At 54.4% G+C, this 20239-nt stretch carries 19 protein-coding genes; 12 read left to right on the top strand and 7 right to left on the bottom strand.

The features are described 5' to 3' along the window. Nucleotides 1-119 precede the first annotated feature (119 nt). Genes mtnA through fetB form a run of 3 tightly spaced genes read left to right on the top strand, consistent with a single transcriptional unit; the run spans nucleotide 120 to nucleotide 2699 of the window. The gene (gene mtnA / locus E1H13_RS08010; protein WP_169612880.1) at nucleotides 120-1202 is read left to right on the top strand and encodes an S-methyl-5-thioribose-1-phosphate isomerase; all 1083 of its coding nucleotides are present in this window, start codon (nucleotides 120-122) and stop codon (nucleotides 1200-1202) included. Nucleotides 1203-1239: 37 nt separating this feature from the next. Then, nucleotides 1240-1896 (top strand): ATP-binding cassette domain-containing protein, encoded by a 657-nt coding sequence (locus E1H13_RS08005; RefSeq protein ID WP_169612879.1) that lies wholly within the window; start codon nucleotides 1240-1242, stop codon nucleotides 1894-1896. Beyond that, nucleotides 1896-2699 carry an iron export ABC transporter permease subunit FetB gene (fetB, locus tag E1H13_RS08000; RefSeq protein WP_169612878.1) on the top strand — a complete coding sequence of 268 codons (804 nt, stop codon included), beginning with the start codon at nucleotides 1896-1898 and terminating at the stop codon, nucleotides 2697-2699. The genes E1H13_RS08005 and fetB overlap by 1 nt, the downstream gene beginning before the upstream one ends. On the opposite strand, the gene E1H13_RS07995 is transcribed toward fetB, so the two are convergent. Further along, a complete protein-coding gene (locus tag E1H13_RS07995) occupies nucleotides 2700-3158 on the bottom strand; it encodes a YggT family protein (RefSeq protein ID WP_169612877.1) in 459 nt (152 codons plus the stop codon). It lies immediately after the preceding gene. A gap of 302 nt (nucleotides 3159-3460) precedes the next feature. Here E1H13_RS07995 and E1H13_RS07990 point away from each other — a divergent pair, with 302 nt between their 5' ends. Next, nucleotides 3461-4765: a YegS/Rv2252/BmrU family lipid kinase gene (locus E1H13_RS07990; protein ID WP_169612876.1), complete on the top strand. Its 1305-nt coding sequence runs from the start codon at nucleotides 3461-3463 to the stop codon at nucleotides 4763-4765. A 14-nt stretch (nucleotides 4766-4779) separates the two neighbouring features. Here E1H13_RS07990 and E1H13_RS07985 read toward each other — a convergent pair whose 3' ends face one another. Continuing rightward, nucleotides 4780-6444, bottom strand: a complete 1665-nt coding sequence (locus E1H13_RS07985; RefSeq protein ID WP_169612887.1) for an LCP family protein — start codon at nucleotides 6442-6444, stop codon at nucleotides 4780-4782. 336 nt (nucleotides 6445-6780) lie between these two features. On the opposite strand from E1H13_RS07985, the gene E1H13_RS07980 reads away from it, so the two are divergent. The 3 genes from E1H13_RS07980 (at nucleotide 6781) to E1H13_RS07970 (ending at nucleotide 9258) form a co-directional block, all read left to right on the top strand. Further along, nucleotides 6781-7842, top strand: coding sequence for a mannose-1-phosphate guanylyltransferase (locus tag E1H13_RS07980; protein ID WP_169612875.1), 1062 nt, complete (start codon nucleotides 6781-6783; stop codon nucleotides 7840-7842). A 209-nt stretch (nucleotides 7843-8051) separates the two neighbouring features. After that, a complete protein-coding gene (locus E1H13_RS07975; protein ID WP_240966528.1) occupies nucleotides 8052-8963 on the top strand; it encodes a hypothetical protein in 912 nt (303 codons plus the stop codon). A 142-nt stretch (nucleotides 8964-9105) separates the two neighbouring features. Beyond that, complete coding sequence (locus E1H13_RS07970) at nucleotides 9106-9258, top strand: hypothetical protein (RefSeq protein WP_169612874.1); 153 nt, start codon at nucleotides 9106-9108, stop codon at nucleotides 9256-9258. On the opposite strand, the gene E1H13_RS07965 is transcribed toward E1H13_RS07970, so the two are convergent. Together E1H13_RS07965 and E1H13_RS07960 are read right to left on the bottom strand one after the other, a co-directional pair. Next, nucleotides 9255-10202 carry a cobalamin-binding protein gene (locus E1H13_RS07965; RefSeq protein WP_169612873.1) on the bottom strand — a complete coding sequence of 316 codons (948 nt, stop codon included), beginning with the start codon at nucleotides 10200-10202 and terminating at the stop codon, nucleotides 9255-9257. The genes E1H13_RS07970 and E1H13_RS07965 overlap by 4 nt on opposite strands. 5 nt (nucleotides 10203-10207) lie before the next feature. Then, nucleotides 10208-12241, bottom strand: a complete 2034-nt coding sequence (locus E1H13_RS07960) for an elongation factor G (RefSeq protein ID WP_169612872.1) — start codon at nucleotides 12239-12241, stop codon at nucleotides 10208-10210. Between the two features lie 531 nt (nucleotides 12242-12772). Here E1H13_RS07960 and E1H13_RS07955 point away from each other — a divergent pair. The 5 genes from E1H13_RS07955 to fabG all read left to right on the top strand — a co-directional run bounded on the left by E1H13_RS07955 (nucleotide 12773) and on the right by fabG (nucleotide 16674). After that, complete coding sequence (locus tag E1H13_RS07955; RefSeq protein WP_169612871.1) at nucleotides 12773-13384, top strand: DUF3611 family protein; 612 nt, start codon at nucleotides 12773-12775, stop codon at nucleotides 13382-13384. Nucleotides 13385-13534: 150 nt separating this feature from the next. Then, the gene (locus E1H13_RS07950) at nucleotides 13535-14320 is read left to right on the top strand and encodes an META domain-containing protein (RefSeq protein ID WP_169612870.1); all 786 of its coding nucleotides are present in this window, start codon (nucleotides 13535-13537) and stop codon (nucleotides 14318-14320) included. A 65-nt stretch (nucleotides 14321-14385) separates the two neighbouring features. Next, nucleotides 14386-14955, top strand: a complete 570-nt coding sequence (locus tag E1H13_RS07945; RefSeq protein WP_169612869.1) for an HdeD family acid-resistance protein — start codon at nucleotides 14386-14388, stop codon at nucleotides 14953-14955. A 217-nt stretch (nucleotides 14956-15172) separates the two neighbouring features. Continuing rightward, nucleotides 15173-15757 (top strand): hypothetical protein, encoded by a 585-nt coding sequence (locus tag E1H13_RS07940; RefSeq protein WP_169612868.1) that lies wholly within the window; start codon nucleotides 15173-15175, stop codon nucleotides 15755-15757. A 158-nt stretch (nucleotides 15758-15915) separates the two neighbouring features. Beyond that, nucleotides 15916-16674 (top strand): 3-oxoacyl-[acyl-carrier-protein] reductase, encoded by a 759-nt coding sequence (gene fabG, locus E1H13_RS07935; protein ID WP_169612867.1) that lies wholly within the window; start codon nucleotides 15916-15918, stop codon nucleotides 16672-16674. Nucleotides 16675-16789: 115 nt separating this feature from the next. Here fabG and E1H13_RS07930 read toward each other — a convergent pair whose 3' ends face one another. The 3 genes from E1H13_RS07930 to E1H13_RS07920 all read right to left on the bottom strand — a co-directional run bounded on the left by E1H13_RS07930 (nucleotide 16790) and on the right by E1H13_RS07920 (nucleotide 20089). After that, nucleotides 16790-17770, bottom strand: coding sequence for an adenosine deaminase (locus E1H13_RS07930; RefSeq protein WP_169612866.1), 981 nt, complete (start codon nucleotides 17768-17770; stop codon nucleotides 16790-16792). A 185-nt stretch (nucleotides 17771-17955) separates the two neighbouring features. After that, nucleotides 17956-18969: a succinylglutamate desuccinylase/aspartoacylase family protein gene (locus tag E1H13_RS07925; RefSeq protein WP_169612885.1), complete on the bottom strand. Its 1014-nt coding sequence runs from the start codon at nucleotides 18967-18969 to the stop codon at nucleotides 17956-17958. 247 nt (nucleotides 18970-19216) lie between these two features. Beyond that, the gene (locus E1H13_RS07920; RefSeq protein WP_169612865.1) at nucleotides 19217-20089 is read right to left on the bottom strand and encodes a phosphatidate cytidylyltransferase; all 873 of its coding nucleotides are present in this window, start codon (nucleotides 20087-20089) and stop codon (nucleotides 19217-19219) included. Nucleotides 20090-20239 lie beyond the last annotated feature (150 nt).

The following is a 20239-nucleotide window of genomic DNA, read 5'->3' as shown; positions in this document are numbered from 1 at the left end:
CATCTCCCCACCTCCCCACCTCCCCATCTCCCCACCTCCCCATCTCCCCACCTCCCCACCTCCCCATCCCCCCACCTCTGCCATACAATAGACACCGACGTTTCCAAGGACTGAGGGCCGTGAAAATTCAAGGGGTATGGCATCGGTCTCTAAGGGAAGACCCCAGTGGAGCGATTACCATATTGGACCAGCGCTGGCTGCCCCATGACCTGCGTTGGGTGCAGTTAGCCACAGCGGACCAGTGTGCCGAAGCGATCCGAGCGATGTGGACCCGGGGTGCCCCCTTGCTGGCTGCCGTTGGAGCCTACGGGCTGGGGTTTGCTCTGCAAGACGACCCCAGCGATCGCAGTCTGACCGCCGCCTATACCACCCTGCTATCTACCCGGCCCACGGCGGTCAATCTGCGGTGGGCCTTAGATGCGATTGTCCAAGGGGTGCGCGATCGCCCCGAGGCGGAACGGGCTAACCAAGCCTTGGCGATCGCCAGGGACATCTGTGACGAAGAGGTGGAAACCAATCAGGCCATTGGTCGCCACGGACTAGGTCTGATTAAAGATTTAGCCATGGCCAAACCACCGGGGCAGCCGGTTAACATTCTCACCCACTGCAACGCTGGCTGGTTGGCTACCATTGACTGGGGGACCGCCCTCGCCCCCATCTACATGGCCCACGATCAAGGCATCGCCGTCCATGTCTATGTGGATGAAACCCGTCCTCGCAACCAGGGGGCCAGCCTCACCGCCTGGGAACTGGCGAACCATGGGGTGCCCTTTACCCTGGTGGTAGATAACGCCGGAGGGCACCTAATGCAGCATGAGCAGGTGGACCTGTGCATTGTCGGTACCGACCGGGTCACTGCCAATGGCGATGTGTGCAATAAGATCGGCACCTACCTGAAAGCTTTAGCGGCCAACGATAACGGCGTTCCCTTTTATGTGGCTCTACCCTACACCACCATAGATTGGACGATTAAAGACGGTCTAGCCGAGATCCCCATCGAGCAGCGTCCCCATGACGAGGTCACCCACATTTGGGGCCAGACAGCGGCAGGGGAGATGGCCAACGTCCAGATTACGGTGGATAACGCTACTACCGCCAACTATGGCTTTGACGTCACCCCGGCTCGACTGGTGACAGCGCTAATTACCGAGCGGGGCATCATTCCCGCCACAGCTGAGGGGCTAGCTATGCTGTACACTTAGGCGATCGCCATTGATAAACCAACCCTCCATAACATCGATGGGACCTAGTCAACCACTACTGGTCGCCAACAACTTGGGTCGCTGCCTGGGAGAACGCTGGCTCTGGCGAGGGGTGAGCTTTGATCTGGCTGCAGGGGAATGCCTGGGGCTAGTGGCCCCCTCTGGAGCCGGCAAAACGTTGCTGATGCGCAACCTAGTCCTGCTTGACCCCTGCCAACAGGGGGAGGTACGGTTTGCTGGCAAAACCCCAGCGGAGTGGACTATGCCCACCTATCGCACCCAGGTGATGTATATGCCCCAGCGACCTGCAGCCCTGGATGGCACCGTGCAGGAGAACCTAGAGCGAGTATTTGAATTAGCCGTCTATGGTCAGCAGCACTTTGACCCTGACAAAATTGAGAGTTGGCTTCAGCAGCTCGGACGCAGCCCAGACTTTTTGCACCTACAGGCGGCGCGCCTATCAGGGGGGGAAGCCCAGATCCTGGCGCTGTTGAGAGGGTTGCAAGTTAATCCTCCCGTGCTGCTGCTAGATGAACCCACCGCTTCCCTAGATGGGGACGCCACCACTCGAGTGGAGGGCCTGTTGAGCAACTGGTTGCAACAACCAGATCACGCTTGTGTATTCACTAGCCATGACACCGCCCAAATTCACCGGGTTGCCGATCGGCAGCTAAACCTGGGAGACTTTACTTGATGGAAAGCCGCTACATCATCATCAGCTACGGCCAACTGGCTCTATCAGCCCTACTGATTTTGGTGAATGTGGGCCTGTCTATGGCGCTGAAGCTGGGGTTGGCGCGATCGCTAGTGATCGCCACCCTGCGTATGGTGGTGCAACTATTATTGATTGGCATCGTACTGGAGTGGCTGTTTACCCAAGATAACCCCTGGGTGATTGTGGTCATCAGTCTGGTGATGACCAGCGTCGCCGGGATGGCCGCCGTCAACCGAACCCAGCAGCGATTTGTGGGCATTTACTGGAATAGCCTGCTGTCGGTGTTGGCCTCCTCAGCCCTGGTTACGGGGTTTGCGATGGCGGGCATTATCCAGGTGCAGCCCTGGTACGACCCCCAGTACTTAATTCCACTGCTGGGAATGGTTTTAGGCAATACCCTGAATGGTATTTCCCTGGGGCTGGATCGATTTATGGAAGGGTTAGCCAGCCAGCAAGACCAGATTGAAATGTTGCTGACGCTAGGGGCTACCCGCTGGGAAGCCGCCCACCATCAGGTACGCGATGCCATTCGGGTGGGAATGATCCCTACTATCAACTCGATGATGGTGATGGGATTAGTTAGCTTGCCGGGGATGATGACTGGCCAAATTTTGGCTGGGGCCAATCCCATCGATGCCGTACGATATCAGATTGTGATTATGTTCATGATCGCAGCTGGTACGGCCCTTGGGGTATTTGGCGTGGTGCTGTTTGCCTACTACCGACTGTTCAGCGCCGATCACCAGCTCCGCTTAGATCACCTTTACCAGGCGCGACGGTAATCAACTGTAGGGTGATTGCCCTTCCAAATAGTTGACGATGGCAATGGCTAGAGCCCCCAGCAGGGCATAGACCACCATCGCCACCAATAGATTAACGTCAAAAATTCGAGTGGCATCAGCATTGGTAGGGCTGATAAATAAATCGGCAAAGGGGATCATAAATGGATCGGAAATACCAAAAATGGTATTGACAAACAGGTTGTCTGGATTGGCCAGGGTCAACCGTAGAAAAAATCTAATGCCCAGTAAGATTTCTAAGGCCCCCACCAGCAGCACAATGGTGTTACGCACCCAGGCAAACTTGGATCGCCGTTGGGCCTGTTTCAACCGCTGAGTTTCTTGCTGTAACCGATAGGCCTCTTGCTGGCGAATTTGCTCTTGCTTACGGAGCCGCTCCTGCTGACGCATCTGCTCTTGCTGCTGCTGAAAGTCGTTATATTCGTTAGGGTTTTCACTCATAGCTTTGTCCTGTTTAAAGTCCTGGCGAATACGGTACAGAGAGTAATGACAGAAGATAATGCCAGCCTTCCTCACAGGATATAGGATGACTGTAAGAAACTCATAGGGTCAATTAACCAGAAAGACAATCCGTAAACGATGGCAGGATGGGCTCAAAAGCTGACTCGGCAAGGCATTGACCGAACAAGACTATGCTCATTCCATAGGCGATAACTACACATTGCTTTAATTTGCGTAGGATCGTACCCAACTGGGAAAGAATCTTCTATGCTTCAGGCAGTATTTACCAAGGCGTTTCCTGTATGCCTAGCACCATTGCTCTTTTGGCCCACCCCACTCAGGTCGATCGTCTGTTTAACTGGCTGGGGAAACAGCAGCAGGTACTGACTCACTTTCAGCTCTTAGCCCCGGCGGAAATTGCTCAGCGTTTGGCCCAAACCTGGGGGGCGAAAGGCATCGATTTGGTGTCGCTGTCAGGCAATACCCAGGGCAGTGATATTCAGCTCTCCGCCCAAATTTTGGCCGGGGAGATTGCTGGGGTTTTGTTTTTTGCCGATCCCCAGGGCCTTGATCGTGATTTCCCCAGCTTTACCTTAGTTCTGCGGGCCTGCCAACTCCAGGGTATTCCCATCGCCCTCAACGAGATATCAGCAATGTTGCTGTTGCGAGGCATGGCCCGCAGCCAAATTGCCTACATGATTTTTAATCCGGTGGCAGGGCAGGGGGATCCCAACGTGGATCTGACGACGATTCGCAACGTGCTGGAGCCTCAGATTTTGGTCAATGTGATTATGACCAAACCTGATGTCGATCCAGCCCAACAGGCTCACGAGGTGATTACCCATATTAAGTCCAAAACTGACCATGACCTGGGCAGCAGTCTATTGATTGCCTCGGGGGGAGATGGCACGGTATCGGCGATCGCCGGAGCCGCTATGAATACAGGTATTCCGTTGGGCATTATTCCGCGAGGCACGGCCAATGCCTTTAGCGTTGGCCTGGGTATTCCCACCAAATTGCGGGCCGCTTGCGAAACTATTCTGGCGGGCAATACCCATGTGGTAGACGCGGCCCGGTGCAATCAAACCCCGATGATCTTACTGGCGGGGTTAGGGTTTGAAGCGGGTATGGTCGATAAAGCCAGCCGTGAACTCAAAAATGAATTGGGGAATTTGGCCTACCTGCTAGCCGGGGTACGCCAGTTGGCTACGGCTCAGCCCTTTCAGGCCATCGTGGAAATGAACGGGGAAGTGACCGAATTTTCGACCACAGCAATTACCGTGGCGAATGTGGCCCCCCCCACCTCTGTACTGGCCCAGGGGTTGGGGGCCGTTATTCCTGATGATGGCCTTTTGGAGGTCACCATCTCCACTAGTCAAACCCGGTTGCAAAATATCAAGGGACTGGCTTCCCTGATGGCCTCGGCCGCTCGTAAGGTGCCTACTCAGCGGGATGATATTCTTTGTTTGCGCACCCCCAAACTGAAGGTCACCACCACCCCTGCCCAAAAGCTAGTCATTGATGGCGAGATTGTCGAGGCCAACCCGATTGAGTTTGAATGTCTGCCCCAAGCACTGACTGTGTTTGCGCCTTTGCCCACGGTCTAGCTACTTTCCCAAGACTACAGTTCCTGGGGCACACCCTCAGCCCAGTCGCGACCTACCCGAATCGTGATGTCTGAGTCTAGGTCGCCCGTCGATTCTGTCAAGACTCGTCCCACTCCGATGACAGATTGTACTGTAGCAGCACTACTGCGATCGCCCCGTTGAGCAATCACCTCGGTGCGACGGCTGACAGTGCTCCAATTTTCAGTCACGTAGACGTTTCTAAAGCCACTGTCATGGAGGTAACTAGCTACAGCAGAGGCGGTTTCGGCATCACCAGAAGCATTTTGCACCGCGATCCGCAAATTGGAGATAGAACGGACTCCAGAATTGTCGACATAGCGACCGGTGGTATTGACGTTGAAATAGGTTTGCAGCACGTCAGCGGATGCATCCCAGTCGGGTAACCAGTAGCTGGCAATATATTCGGCTGGTCCACTAAACCGTCCCGGCAGCATCACCATATTCAGGTCATTAGACTCAATGTCTAAGCCAAAGTTAGCTAGGGCTAGCATTTCCTCTAGGGTGAGGTTGGTATCAATGTATCGCTGCAGCACGCGCACCGCCTGGGGAAGGCGGGGAATCACCGTTGGGTGGGTTAACCGCTCCCGAAAGGCCCGCAGCAATAGTTGCTGGCGCTGCACCCGACCAATGTCCCCCGTATTATTGCGGTAGCGGGCAAACTGCTCGGCTTGGTCCCCGTCCAGGGTTTGCCAACCGGGGTACAAATCAATGTAAAGTTGCTGGGTTTGATCGGTGTACTCCATCCGTTTCGGTACATTCACCTCGATGCCGCCAACCAAGTCCACCATTTCCCGGAAGGCGGTGGTGTTGATGCGTACATAGCGATCGATGGGGATATCCCCCAGGTTGTAGGCAATGGTCTGAGCTGCCAGGGCGGCCCCCCCCTCGGCATTGGCCTGGTTAATTTTGTCCGTGCCATGGCCCGGAATCTGCACCCGCGTATCCCGGGGAATTGACAATACACTCAGGCTTTGGCTGTCTGGGTCAATCCGCACGAGCAGCAGCGTATCGGTACGACCTGCAAACACGGCGTCAGAGTGACTAGGGGTGTCCAGGACTTCATCAATGCCCATGACTAAAATGTTGACTGGACGAGTCACCTGGTAGCGAAAGCCCGATTTCCACAGATCGCCCAGACTGGCGGCAGGTCGAGATTGACCCATATGACCGGGTAGGGGCAGCATCAGCGCCGCCGTTGCCCCCAACAGCCCAGAAACCAGCGCCGTACCCACAAATAATCCACCCCAAAGGAAGTGTCGTAGGGCTTTACCCATGGGCGATCGCTTGGGTTTAACCGGCCCATGGCTTGCAGGGGCTTCACTGGGAAGCACCTCTATGGTCGCAGGAACAACAGCCACCTCTTCTGAGGTGGCGACAGTGGCGTTCGGCTGCGGAGGCTTAGTCTGATTAGTGGGTGGCTCGGCTGAGCTAGAACCATCTGAGGCAGGGGTCTCTGAGTTGGTTACCTGATGAGTTTCGGCTGGCTGGGAACCAGCTGGGAAGGACTCGGCTGCTGGGCCGTCGTCTTGGCTATGGCTAACACAGGTGGCCTCTGTCTCGGAACTGGGCTGGCTCCCATTAGATGGCAGTGATTCGTCGTCAATTAGTTTATTTTCCTGGGACTCAGACTTCTCGGTACCCTGGGATGGCGTAATCATCTGCACCTGCTTCGCTAGCTTCACTCCTCAACCCCCAACAGACCAACTCCAAGGTTTTGGGTAAAGCCGGCCCCATCAGTGCTCCCATCCTAACCAAATGGGGATAAGACCGGATCTAACCTAGGTTCAGCGTTGGTCAAAACTTCGTAACAGATTGATGTGTTAATCAATATTAAGCTAATTCTGACCCACTGCCTCCATCCAGAGAATAGGATTGGGGCTGTGGTTGACACCAAAGCCCTGGTTGCAGATTTTGAAGCAAAGCCTCAGGTTGTTCTAGGTCAAGGCTTTGAACCATTCACTATGAAATCTTGATATTTAGGATTGTTATACAAAATGGCGAAATTGATTCCAATTATCTTAGCGGGGGGCAAAGGAGAACGATTCTGGCCCGTCAGTCGTCTGGCGCACCCCAAGCAGTTTCTCTGTTTAGATGGCAGCGATCGCAGTTTGCTGCAGGCCACCGCTGACCGGCTGCTGCCCATAGCGGGGGGATGGCAGGATCTGTGGGTGGTGACCGCCGCCCATTTGGCTGACGGTGTGCGCCAGCAACTGCCCCACCTGCCAGAGGCTAACCTACTGGTGGAACCGGTGGGGCGCGACACCGCCCCCGCCGTCGCCTGGGGCAGCTTAGAGGTGGCCCGGCGCTATGGGGAAGAGGCGATCGTCGGGTTCTTCCCTGCCGATCACTGGATTGCCGATCAAGCCGCTTTTGGCGATACCCTGCAGGCCGCCGCTGAGATGGCTGTCCGTCAAGGGGCGATCGCCACCCTGGGCATTACCCCCACCTACCCCGCCACTGGCTATGGCTACATCGAGCAAGGAGAGGACGCTGGTGCCTATGGGGGACTCCAGGCTTACCAGGTCAGCCGCTTTACCGAAAAGCCTGACGCCCCTACCGCCCAAACCTTCATCAATAGTGGTCGATTCAGCTGGAACAGCGGCATGTTTATCTTTCCCGCCGGGGTAATGCTGAATGAGTTCAAAACCCACGCCCCAGAGTTAATTCAACCGATCCTAGAACAAGGGGTTAACGCCTACCCCAGCCTCGACAAGCTCAGCCTCGACTATGCGGTGATGGAAGCCACCGATCGCGCCTATGTGATGCCCGTCACCTTTGGCTGGGATGATCTGGGCGACTGGAATGCGGTGGAGCGACTGCTGAAACAACCGGGGGATAAAAACGTGGACCTAGCCACCCACTTGGCCATCGATACCGAAGGTAGCATTGTGTACAGCGCCAACCCTGACGAAGTAGTCGTCACCATTGGTCTAGAGGATGTGGTGATCGTTCGAGATGGCAATGCCACCCTGGTGGTCCGCAAAGACCGCACCCAAGACATCAAAGCGGCGGTTAAGCAGTTGGGCCAGGAGGATCGGTTTCAACATTTGCTCTAGCCGGCTGACAAGTCGGGATGATAGGCGGGAGGCTTTTGTTCCCCGATTTTTCCAGAGCCCCGGTTTTTCCAGAGCCCCGGGTTTTCCAGAGCCCCGGTTTTTCCAGAGCCCCGGTTTTTCCAGAGCCCCGGGTTTTCCAGAGCCCCGGGTTTTCCAAAGAATGATCCCCGTTTCCTAAGGGCTTGGTATAATGCGATGATCGTATCGTTATGAGCAGGCTGTCGCGGCAGCAGACCTGTGGCAGGGGGTTTTTTGCCATGCATCCAACCATTGACGACATCGACTTCCAGGCTCGCCAGGGAAGCGTAGCGGCCATCATTCAAAAGCTGAATGATCATTTTGTCGAGGACAGCATTCGCACCCGGGCTATTCAGGACAATGGCATTTTGCAACTCTTAGTTGAGGCACCTACCGCTGATCGTCTACCCAAAGACGACATTGTAGAGCAGGTGCGCCATGTGCTGGAGTCCATTAGCCCCCGGGGCATTACTCGGGTCAATATCAACAGCCGTCTGGTGAAAGAACAGCAGTTACTTTGGTTGGATGAAATTAAGCGCGATCCCGAAAATAGCTTGCTGTGGCGAGAGCCCATCACCCTAAAGCGACCCAACGCCCTGGTGCGATTTTGGCAAGACTTGCGGGCCCCCCGCCAGCGGAACCCCTACTTAGACGATGTGCCCCGCAAGAAAAGTCCCTCCAGTCGGCTGGCCTTTTGGCGGGGTATTATTGGCGGGGCCAGTTTGGTCCTATTACTGCTGATGGTGGGCTGGGCCACCAAAGACTGGCTGGGGCTGAATCTGAACTTGGGAGGGACACAGGTTCAGACAGATGAAGCAGAGGCGGAGGCTGAACCAACTGCCGCTGCCTCCCCCGACCAGGATCCGTTCGTTATGGCTGTGCGCATTGCCCAGCAATCCGTAGAAGATGGCCGAGCTGCGGCAACCCCGGCAGAATGGCTAGACCTGGCGGTACGTTGGCAGCGTGCCTCTGACCTGATGGCCGAAGTTTCCCCAGAGGACGACCGCTATGAGGTGGCCCAAGACCGCATTCAGTCCTACGCCACTAACAAAGCCCAAGCCCTGGAAGAGGCGGAGCGCCTCCAAGCGCAGCCCCAGAATTAGCCTGGACAGCATTAGCCTAAAATTAAGGACTGTTAAATCTATGCGACGGCTGGGTATACCCATGCAGAAATCGGATAATGGCCCAGCAGCACCCCCACTAAGTTTGTTATATCGAAGAGGATGACGCTTCAATACTCTTTTTATGAAATCCTCTTCTTCTGCTTCCTCTTCTACCCAGACCCCTAACGCTCGGTTGAAAGCTTCAGCCTGCCATGACCAGGACGACTTTAATGCCTGGGCTGAGGCAGTAAAACAACAGATGCTGGCGGCATTACAAAAACGTCAGCATGATTAGGGACTGGTGATCAACAGCTGCCAGCCCTGGCCCTGGTGGCCGTAGTCCAAAGCCTGGGGATGAAATATTTCGGCCAAAATTTCTAGGGATTCCACCAGGCGAGGGCCAGGTCGATTGAAGTATTGATTGCCATCGGCAATATAAACCCGCTGGTGACGTACGGCTTTAAGCCCCGCCCAGGCAGGATGGTCGATCAGGGCCTGGCTTTCTTGGCGGGTGACCGCCAGGTCATAGCCGCAGGGCATGATCACGATGATATCTGGGTCGGCGGCGGCCAGGTCTTCCCAGGTTATCCAGGGGGAATGGTGGCCGACGGTACCAAATAGGGATTTGCCCCCCGCCAACTGCACCAGTTCCGGTACCCAGTTGCCAGCGGCCATTAGGGGATCTGTCCACTCAATACAAGCCACCGTCGGCTGGGATTCTTGCTGGGTAGCTTGGCTGATACAGGTATTCAGGCGCTGTTGTAGGACTGTCAAGGCCTCTGCCACCTGGTCTTGATGGTTTTCCCCCAATAGCGCGGCTCCCACCCGCTGTATGTCGGTCCATACGTCTTGCAAGCAGGTGGGTTCTAGGGAAACGATCTGAGGCTGGCTACCGATAAGTTGAGCGACGGCAGTCTCTACATCGCCTAGGCTGACGGCGCATACCTCACATTGGGCCTGGGTCAGAATGTGGGTGGGTTGCAGGGTCTCTAGCAGGTCGGTTTTGACTCGGTAAACGCTAAGGGCGCCGGTAAGTAAATCGGTGACTCGCTGGTGAATGGTGGCGCTATCCCCGGTAGGGTCAAATTTAGGTTCGGTACAGACGGGCAGAGCCTGCACCGCCGGGGGATAGTCACATTCGTGGCTGCGGCCCACTAAAAACTCCCCCAACCCTAGGCTGTGGACAATCTCTGTCGCACTGGGGATGAGGGAGATAACCCGCAGGGGGGGCTGAGTCATAGGATTTAGGCGGAGGTACTGGCCAGAATCTTTTCGGCAATTTTGTCTGGCACCGGGTCTAGATGATCATAGCCCCATTTGAAGAAACCAACCCCCATGGTCAGCGATCGCAGCTCTAAGATCATAGTCTGCATTTCCGCCTGGGGTACAAAGCCCGACACCACGTCCCAACCGGACCAGTCGGCTTTGGCTTCATAGCCCAGGATTTGCCCTCGCCGTCCTGGAATCAGCTTCAACACATTGGCGGTAAAGCTGCTGGGCACGGAAATGTCCACCAGAGCGATGGGTTCCAACAGGGTGGGGCCACAGGCCAATAGCCCTTCCTGCATGGCAATGCGGGCCGCTTGCTTAAAGGCCTGGTCAGAACTGTCAACATTGTGGTACGAGCCGTTGGTTAGGGTGACCGCCAAATCCACCACCGGAAAGCCCAGGGGACCGTGGTTCAGGTATTCCCGTACGCCGGTTTCGACGCTGGGAATGTATTGCTTGGGTACGACCCCGCCGACGATGGTGTCACTAAAGCTAAACCCCTCCCCCCGGGGCAGCGGTTTAATCGACAGGTACACATCTCCAAATTGGCCATGGCCGCCGCTTTGGTGCTTGTAGCGCCCGTGGATGGAGTCTACTGGCTGGCGAATGGTTTCTTTGTAGGGCACCAGGGGCAAATGGGTGGTCATGGGCAGGTTATATTTGCGGTTGAGGCGATCGATGGCCAGGTTCAGGTGTACATCCCCCTGACCCCATAAAATCACCTCGTGGGTGTCGCCGTGTTGTTCCCAGGTCAGGGAGGGATCTTCTTCCATCAGCTTTGCCATGGCACCACTGAGCTTCACTTCATCGCTACGCTTTTCTGGGGTGATAGCTAGAGCATAGACTGGGTCGATGGTGGGGGCTTTGGGCAGAACAGTGCTGGGGGTAGTAGGGCTACCTGTGGTCAGAGTGTCGCCAGTTTGGGCGGCTTCTAGGCGGGCGATCGCTACCACTTGTCCCGCCTGGGCTGTAGATAGGCTGGTTTGCTGGGTACCCAGCAACTCGTACAGACCGCCCATGCGATCGCCGTTCAGGCTATCCCCATCCCGTAGTTCTCCCTGCCAGACGCGCACCAGGGAAAGCTTACCCCCTTGAGGGGTGTAGTAGGTCTTCAGCACTTGGGCTACGGTTTCGGCGGCGGGGAAGGCTAGGCCACGATTTGTTTGGGTGGTCTCGGGGGCGGGGGCTTCTTTAACCAGAGCATCCAATAGGGGACGCACCCCATAGTCCGCCTGGGCTACCCCAAACAGCACTGGCACCACTAAGTCGGCTCCCAACTCCATCTTCAAGTCGTTGATAATTTCCGTTTCCGGCGGGGCGATGTCTTCCAGCAGTTCTTCCAGCAGATGGTCATCAAAATCGGCTAGGGTTTCCAGCATCTCGGCCCGAGCCACCTGCTCCTCGGCTTGCAGGTCCGCTGGTAGGGGCACTGGATCCGCCGGGGCACCACCATGGTAATGGAAGGCCTGCTCGGTGACCAAATCGATAAAGCCCACGAGCTCCCGGTTTTGGCGAATGGGGTACTGCTGGGGAATCACGGGCCGTGAGGAAACGGTTTTGAGTGCCTCTAGCACCTCGGCAAAGCTGCCGTTAGCCCGATCCAGCTTATTGACCCAAATAAGGTGAGGAATATTCCAACTGTCGAGAAACTGGAGCAGGGGCGACAGGGTCAGCACCTTGTTGGGGTCGGCCTCGCACACCACCACTGCTGCCCCAACTCCCACCAGGGCATTCCAGGTTTCCTGCTGGAGCTCCACCGAGCCGGGGCAGTCTAAAAACGTAAAATGAATGCCGCCGTACTGGGTACTGGCGGCATTTAGTTCTACAGTCATCTGGCGATCGCGAGCTTCCGGTGAGCTGTCACCCAGAGTATTGCCATCGTCTACATTGCCTTTGCGGGTAATCGCTCCTGTTACTGAGAGAATACTTTCTAAAAGGGTGGTTTTACCGCTACCGTAGGCTCCCACCAGCGCTATATTGCGCGAGCCTAAACTGACGTTTTGAGTCATAGCTAACTCCTTGCCACTTATCTATGGCACTTAGGGAAAAGCCGATACCATTGCGAGCCAGCACCTGCGAGCCAGCGCTAGGGAGAAAACACTCGGCGAGCATCCACCCAGTCAGCCATAGCCGCTAGCTGTGAATCACAATTGCGCCTAGAAATCGCACCCAGACACGATCAAGCTAAACCCATACTAGTCAGCTGCAAACAGGTGGCTTACTTTACCCTAATCGCCTGGCATCTGAATGGGATGGACTTGAATTGAAGTGACTCGGCTGGTCTAACCTCAGATTAACCCAGCCATAAAACATGATTGACGTCAGTTTTAGAAAGTTCACCAAATAAAATGTTAATAGGAGTGTATTTATTAACTCGTAACATTACAGGGCTCAACACTTGCCTAATCCGATTTTGTTGAGCCATTAGTTGAGTCATGAACAAAATGCCAAAAGATTTAAGCTTCAGTTCTGGCTTGATTCTGGCTTGATTCTGCAGGATGCCTGTATGGTATTAGTAGGATATCATCTGGGTATAAAGGGTGGTTAATTTTTTTAGGCCAAAAAAGACAACGTTAACGCCACAACAACTGGCTCGTGCCTGCCGTCGTTTAGGCTGGATTGGCTTGGTCTTGCAGATTATGTTGGGAGTCGGGCCACTATTGGTCGTGATCACCCAAGTGCTGCTCAACCTGGGGCGTTGGCAAATGACCTCTTTTTCTGCCGGGCTATGGCTAGCTGTGGTCTGTCTACTGCTGTTGCTCTTCAGTATTTACTGGTGTTTTCGCTACATCTCGGTGGCTCGTCGTCTAGACAGCCAAGACCTAAGGCCCGCTAAATCAGAGGTGAAGCGCATCCTTAGCATTGGCCTGCTAACTAACCTGATCATTATGGCCCTATCGGTCTTGATCGCCCTTTGGCGGGTGAGTGAGCTGACCTGGAAAATGCTGCTACTCCCCCAAGGTGCTACGGTTATTAGCCCAGGACAAACGGCCACAACCATGACTCAAGGGGCATTGATTACCCCATCTAATATGATCGCTATCCATGCGATGATCAGTGCGATCGCAGCTGGGTTAGTAGGTGCGATCGTGGCTTTGATCCTAATCGCTCAGGTGGCTAAGCATCGCCCTCCGGCTGATGCCTTTAGTTAAGAAACCTCTCTTACCTATAGTTCCATAGAGGTTTCATATATTCCCGCTTTACCATATTGGGTAAGGCATTTTTTGGCTTGTCGTTCTTGGGTGAATAGCCTATAAGTGGTGAGCCCAGTTTTGCATTTATTCAGGTGACTGAGGATAAGCATGGTTTTTTCTCGTTATGTTGTGGCTACTGCTGTGTCGGCTCTAGCCCTAGGATCCGCAGCTTGTGTGGCCCCCACCGACGTGGCTGAAATGTCTCCCTTAGTGGGCACAGAGTGGGAACTGCGGCAAATTCAGATGAACGATGGTCAACTACTGACGGCACAGCCGCCCCAAAACTACACGGCGGAATTCTCAGATGATGGCGAAGTGTTTGTCCAAGCTGACTGCAACCGTGCCATCGGTCAGTACACGGTAGAAGACGACAACCGTTTATCGATAACCATGGGGCCCACCACCCTAGCCGCTTGTCCAGAAGGCTCCATTGGAACTGAATTTCTAGAGGCCTTGAATAACTCTGCGCTGTACTTCTTCCAAGGCGATGATCTGTTCATCGACATGCAGTTTGACAGTGGCACTATCCAGTTTTCTGGCACACCTACCCCACCGCTCGTGGGTACCGTATGGCAGATGCAGCAAATTCAAATGGCTGATGACACCCTGATTGTGGCTGATTCACCCGAAAACTATACGGTCGAATTGATGGACGACGGAGAACTGCTGGTGCAAGCTGACTGCAACCAGGGACGTGGTTCCTACACCTTAGGACCTGACCGCCGCTTGGACGTTGGCGAAATTGCTACGACTCGCATGGCGTGCCCTGAAGGTTCTGTTGACAATGAATTTGTCCAGGCTTTGAGTAGTTCTGACCTTTACTTTTTTCAGGATGGTGATTTGTTTATTGACCTGAGGTTTGGCAGTGGCACCATGCAGATGTCTGCCCAGTAGATGTGCCTGACTATCAACTCTAAATCTCTTGTCATCAACTAATTCAAGTCATTGAGGTAAATACTATGACAACCAATTTCACTCCTGCAGCAGAAATCAAAAAGGCGACTGGGTGGGTCATTGCCCTGAGTATCGCGCTAATTATCTTGGGTGTGCTTGCCATTTTGATGCCGACGTTGGGTTCAGCTTTCTTTACGGCTACGATTGGCTGGCTAGCCCTGATTAGCGGCATCATCATGATTGTTCAGTCATTCCAGTCAAAGCCAGTTAGGGGATTTTGGCTAAATCTGATTGTAGGTATTTTCTATGTCATTGCTGGTCTGTACATTTTGTTTAACCTGGGTGCAGCTATCCTAGCCCTAACCCTGGCTTTTGGCATTTTATTCATTGCCGAAGGGGTGTTTACGATTATTATGGGGTTTACTAACCGGACGGGTAACAGCATGTCTTGGTTGGTGGTGCTTAACGGTATCATTACTCTAATTTTAGGTATTTTGGTACTGAATAACTGGCCATTTAGTGCCCTGTGGTTAATCGGGCTTTATGTGGGCATTAGCCTGCTGTTCAGTGGGATATCCTTGCTAGCGGCCTCTCTGGCTGTGCGGAAGGCAACGACAGAGACCACCGCCACTTAGGAGCTTTTCAACCAAAGCAGATAGCCGCTTTGGTTAGTGATTTTGGTTGCCATAGGGTGGGCATTGTCTCCCTGTCAGAAAACTGTTGAAAAACAGTTTTCTGACAGCAATCAATCATGATGCGGTCCCCTTGGCTCTAACCAAATCATGGCGTTGGCGTAGTTTCCTGATCAGGTAATCTCTCTAGCGATCGCGATACCAGTAGCCTTCTACCACGATGATCAAGCCGCGGGACCAATTCCTTCGGGAAATTTACGAAGTCGATCCTGACAATAACGCCTACATGATCGAGGTGGCTCTAGATAGCTACGCTGACATTTTCAGTGAGTGGGACCCGGCTCCATTTAAACGACGTGATCTAGATCCTGATCTGGAAGTCTATCTGGAAGCTGGCGCAGAGGACATTCCCCAGCGTTATTCGATTGAGCTCTGCTTTATTTTGCCCTCTGGTAGCCGGGATAATCAAGCGGAGGTAGAATTTCTCACCGGGTTGAGGAATAGTTTTGCCTTTAAGACCTATCAACTGCGAAAAGAGATTAAAAAAGACAATCATCTGGTGCTGCGATACATTGTCATGGGGTTTGTGCTGCTATGGTTTGGCACCACTTTTCCGCGTTATCTTGTAGAAGGAACGGCCACATCAATTGCGGTAGAAGGGATCTTTATCGGTGGTTGGGTGTTTCTTTGGGAAGCGGTTTCGCTATTCTTTTTCACCAATCGAGAACTTTACATCAAACATCGCACCTATCAGCGGTTACAGCATGCCCCAGTGATTTTTCGAGAAACTGGTGGCTACAGCTAATCGGGGAAGGATGGGTGAGGCGAGAGGGAGATAGATGCTGATATCCAAAACTCAAAATTCAGAATCGAGAATTCAGCTCCCCATTTCGTGATAAAACCATGAAGCAAGGTGCCTGAACCAGGAAAACAGGCATTAGCTGTCTTGATCGAGGTATTCCCATGTCCCCATCCTCCCCATCCCTACAGGGCCAGGTCGCTGTTGTTACTGGTGCATCGAGGGGTATTGGTCGAGCCATAGCAAGCTCTTTGGCTGCCGCAGGGGCCCAGGTGGTGGTTAACTATGCTCGCTCTAGCACTGCGGCGGAAGAACTGGTGGCCCAAATTACTGCCGACGGCGGCAGCGCCCTGGCAATGCAAGCGGATGTGTCCCAAGTGGACCAGGTGGACGCCCTGTTCAAAACTACCTTAGAAAAGCTGGGCCGTATCGACATTCTGGTGAACAATGCTGGCATTACCCGCGATACCCTGCTGCTGCGGATGAAGCCCGAAGACTGGCAAGCGGTGATTGACTTGAACTTGACCGGCGTGTTTCTCTGTACCCGGGCCGTGGCTAAATCGATGCTGAAGCAGCGATCGGGTCGGATCATCAACATTGCTTCCGTGGCGGGGCAAATGGGCAACCCTGGCCAAGCCAACTACAGTGCCGCCAAGGCTGGGGTGATTGGCTTTACCAAAACCATCGCCAAGGAAATGGCCAGTCGGGGGGTGACAGTGAATGCAGTGGCTCCTGGTTTCATTGAAACCGATATGACTGGCGAGTTACCCAACACTGACGAGATCCTCAAGTACATTCCTCTGGGTCGATTTGGCCAGCCTGAGGACATTGCCGGTATGGTGCGATTTTTGGCAGCGGACCCGGCAGCGGCTTACATTACCGGCCAGGTGTTTAATGTGGATGGCGGCATGGTGATGGCCTAGAGGCTAGTACCGCCTGGTAGAAAGGTGACCACCTTGATGGAGGGTGTCAGGTTCTCGGTGTCAGGAATAGTTGGCCGACTTATGCCGCAGAGTACTGGGGAGTTGACTCCCTGGCTCATGGTTCTAGAAAGGGTTGCTTCTCCTGGGGGCTGAGGAAGGAGGCCCGGAAGGAATTGTGGGCCAGTTGTTGCATTTGGCGATCGCTAAGGTCCAGGGCGGTTTGGGCTGCGGTCATATTTTCCAGCAGATAGCCGCCAAAGTAGGCCGGGTCGTCGGAGTTGACGGTAACACATAGCCCCAGCTCCAGCAATTGCTTCAGGTTATGCTGGGCCATGGATTCAAACACACAGAGCTTGATATTTGACAGGGGACAGACTGTGAGTGGAATCTGGTGTTCGATTAAATAGTCCACCAGGGCGGGATCCTCCACGCAGCGCACCCCATGGTCAATGCGTGACACCTTGAGTAACTGAATGGCTTCCCAGATGTACTCGGGAGGACCTTCCTCCCCAGCATGGGCTACTGTTAAAAGCCCCTCGGCCCTGGCCCGGTCGAAGACGGCCTGAAACTTAGACGGGGGATGCCCCAGTTCTGAAGAGTCTAGGCCCACGGCAATGATGTCTTCCCCATAGGGCAGGGCTTGCTCTAGGGTGGCCATGGCGGCATCGGCACTGAGGTGGCGTAAAAAGCAGAGAATCAGCCCGGAGGAGATGTCTAAGTGGGTTTTGGCATCTCGCAATGCCTGGGTAATGCCATGGTGAACGGTTTCATAGGGGATGCCGCGATCGCAGTGGGATTGGGGATCAAAAAAAATCTCAGTATGGCGCACTCCCTGGGCTGCACACTTGTGCAGGTAGGCCCAGGTCAGGTCGTAGAAATCCTGCTCGGTTTGCAGCACCTGGGCACCAGCGTAGTACAGGTCTAAAAACGACTGCAAATTTTCAAATTCATAAGCCGCTCGCACCGCTGCTACCGAGTCGTAGGGCAGCGATATCCCATTGCGCTGGGCTAAGGCAAACATCATGTCGGGTTCTAGGGACCCTTCAATATGCATGTGTAGTTCCGCCTTCGGCAAGGTCAGTAGGGGCAATGCCATAATCCACCAGAGAATGAATCTTCCTGATTCTACTGGCTTTCCAGCTCAGCCCTGGTATTGGTTTACTCTATGGAGTGCTCTCCAGCCATGGGCGCCCTGGCCCTTCTGCTGATCCCTAGCTTAGCCTGGGGTTAGGCTGGCGGCGGTTGATAGATTGGCCATACCTGGGGCCAACCATGCTGGGCCTAAACGGCGTTATCCGGTGTTGATGGGGGGGCATCAGACTGACCCTCCTGGTCAAGGCGCGCTTGATCCAAAGGATTGTCCGGTTGGCAACGGGCCACGTGCACCAAGGCATCCCCTTGATTTACCAAGGGATTTTGGCCATGGCCAATCACCACCCCCGCCAGGGAGCTACGCACCTGCACCGGTTTGTCCCCAAACGTATCGGTGATAAACCCTAAGGGCTGACGCTTTTTCACCACGTCGCCTAAGCTCGCAGAGCGGTGCCAGATGCCCCCCCGCGACGCCCGCACCCAGCGACTTTCCCAGGCTTCTAGGGTGTCGATGGAGGCGACTGACTCTGGCGGAGGATACATGCCCAAGTAATCCATCACCCGATATATCCCCTCGACCCCAGTCTGGATAGCATCGGCATCAAACCGCAGCGCCTCCCCCGCTTCATACACCAAAATCGGGATGTTACGTTTGGCCGCCGCCTGCCGCAGGGACCCATCTCGATGACTGGCATGGAGCATTACCGGGGCACCAAAGGCTTGGGCAAACCTGTAGGCAGCCGGGTTTTCTAAGTCTGCTCTCACCTGGGGTAGGTTAGTGCGATGGATAGCTGCGGTATGCAGATCAATGCCGTGGGTGCATTGGCTGACCACTTCTCTCATAAATAGGGCCGCTAGTCGACTAGCCAACGATCCCCGCGCCGACCCCGGAAACGATCGGTTCAAGTCCCGCCGGTCAGGTAGGTAGCGAGACTGCTCTAGCAGACCAAAAATATTTACCACCGGCACCGCAATCACAGATCCGGTCAGGCGATGGGGTTTTAAGGCTTTAACCACCCGGCGAATAATATCCACGCCGTTAAGCTCGTCCCCGTGGATGGCAGCACTTAACCACAGCCGAGGCCCCGGCCTTTTACCGCTGATCACGGTTACTGGTAGGGACATCATCGTGCCTGTGGGCAGACGGGAAACGGGTAACTCTAGCCGTACCCGCTTACTGCGGGGAATCACTTCGCCACCGATTGCCAAGGGAGCAGGGATCACCGTTAGGCCATCTGCGGTTACCTGCCTCGAGGAGTCTGGAATATGTTTCACCGATAGGAACCTCCAACCCTGGGGAGGGCTCACTGTGTCGCCACTATAGCGAATAATCTCTCAAGTCCAAATTTATCGTGGCAGCCCCGAACGCCGATATAACTGCTAGAAAGACTCGGCATCAGTCGGTTACCTGTTCCCAAGCCCTGACCGCTGGTCCCTAGACCCTGATCTTCTATTGGACTGGCAAGACTGGCAACAACAGCGTGACGAAGTAATAGACTAGCGCCCCGGTGAAAACATAGCTGTCCGTGCGATCCAAGATGCCGCCGTGGCCAGGAATTAGATCCCCAGAGTCCTTAACCCCAGCATCTCGTTTCATCAGGGATTCCGTCAGGTCCCCGAGTAGACTAGAGGTACCAACCATCAGCCCCAGGGCTCCCCCCGATAGGGGCCAAAGTGGCCATTGCAACCAGTAACTGCCGGCTAAGGCCACAACCATACTGCCTAAGACCCCAAAAACAGCTCCTTCTACGGTTTTTTTGGGGCTGATGTTCGACAACGGTGTGCGGCCAATGATTTTACCGGCTGTATAGGCCCCAATATCAGCGGCCCAGATGCAGCCAAAGGCGATTAGCGTCAGGGTGAGTCCCAGGGGAATGGTATCCAGAGGCGGCCACCATTGATCGGGCCAGTAGCCCCCCAGGGGCAGGGTGGCTTCTAGGTTGCCCAAGTCTCGCAGGCGCACCCAAAAGCTAGGTAAATAGCCGCCATAGAACAGCCCCAAAATAGAGGCCGCTACATCTGCAATGGTGGCTACTTTGGGCTGAAACAGTAGGTAAAAGCAGATGAACGTGCCCCCTAGGGGCAGCATGGCATCGGCTAAAGACGAGGAAAGATGGGCGGTAATCAGCATAATTTGACTGACAACCAGGGTGGTTTTAGCGGCAGGTAAGATACCTTTGGCCTTGACTAGTCGAAAAATTTCGAGTTGCCCCAAAAAAATAATCACCCCAAACCCTAGGGTAAAGTACCAGCCCCCCAACAAAATCATGGCCAGGGCGATGGCGATGGCGACTAATCCACTAATAATGCGAGACCAGGGCATAGGCGGTAGCAAGTTAGATCTAGCCCTTAGGTTAGACAGAGGAGGTAAACAACTCCAAACCTTATACGGGTAGGGCTAGTCTAGGATAAGTCATTTATGCCCGTTGCATTGTCTACCGTTATTCAATGAAACGCCTCTGGACTTGGCCGC

Source organism: Nodosilinea sp. P-1105 (genome assembly GCF_012911975.1).
Lineage (GTDB): Bacteria > Cyanobacteriota > Cyanobacteriia > Phormidesmidales > Phormidesmidaceae > Nodosilinea.
Note: the sequence above shows the minus strand (reverse complement) of the source record. Positions and strands in the feature narration are given on the sequence as shown.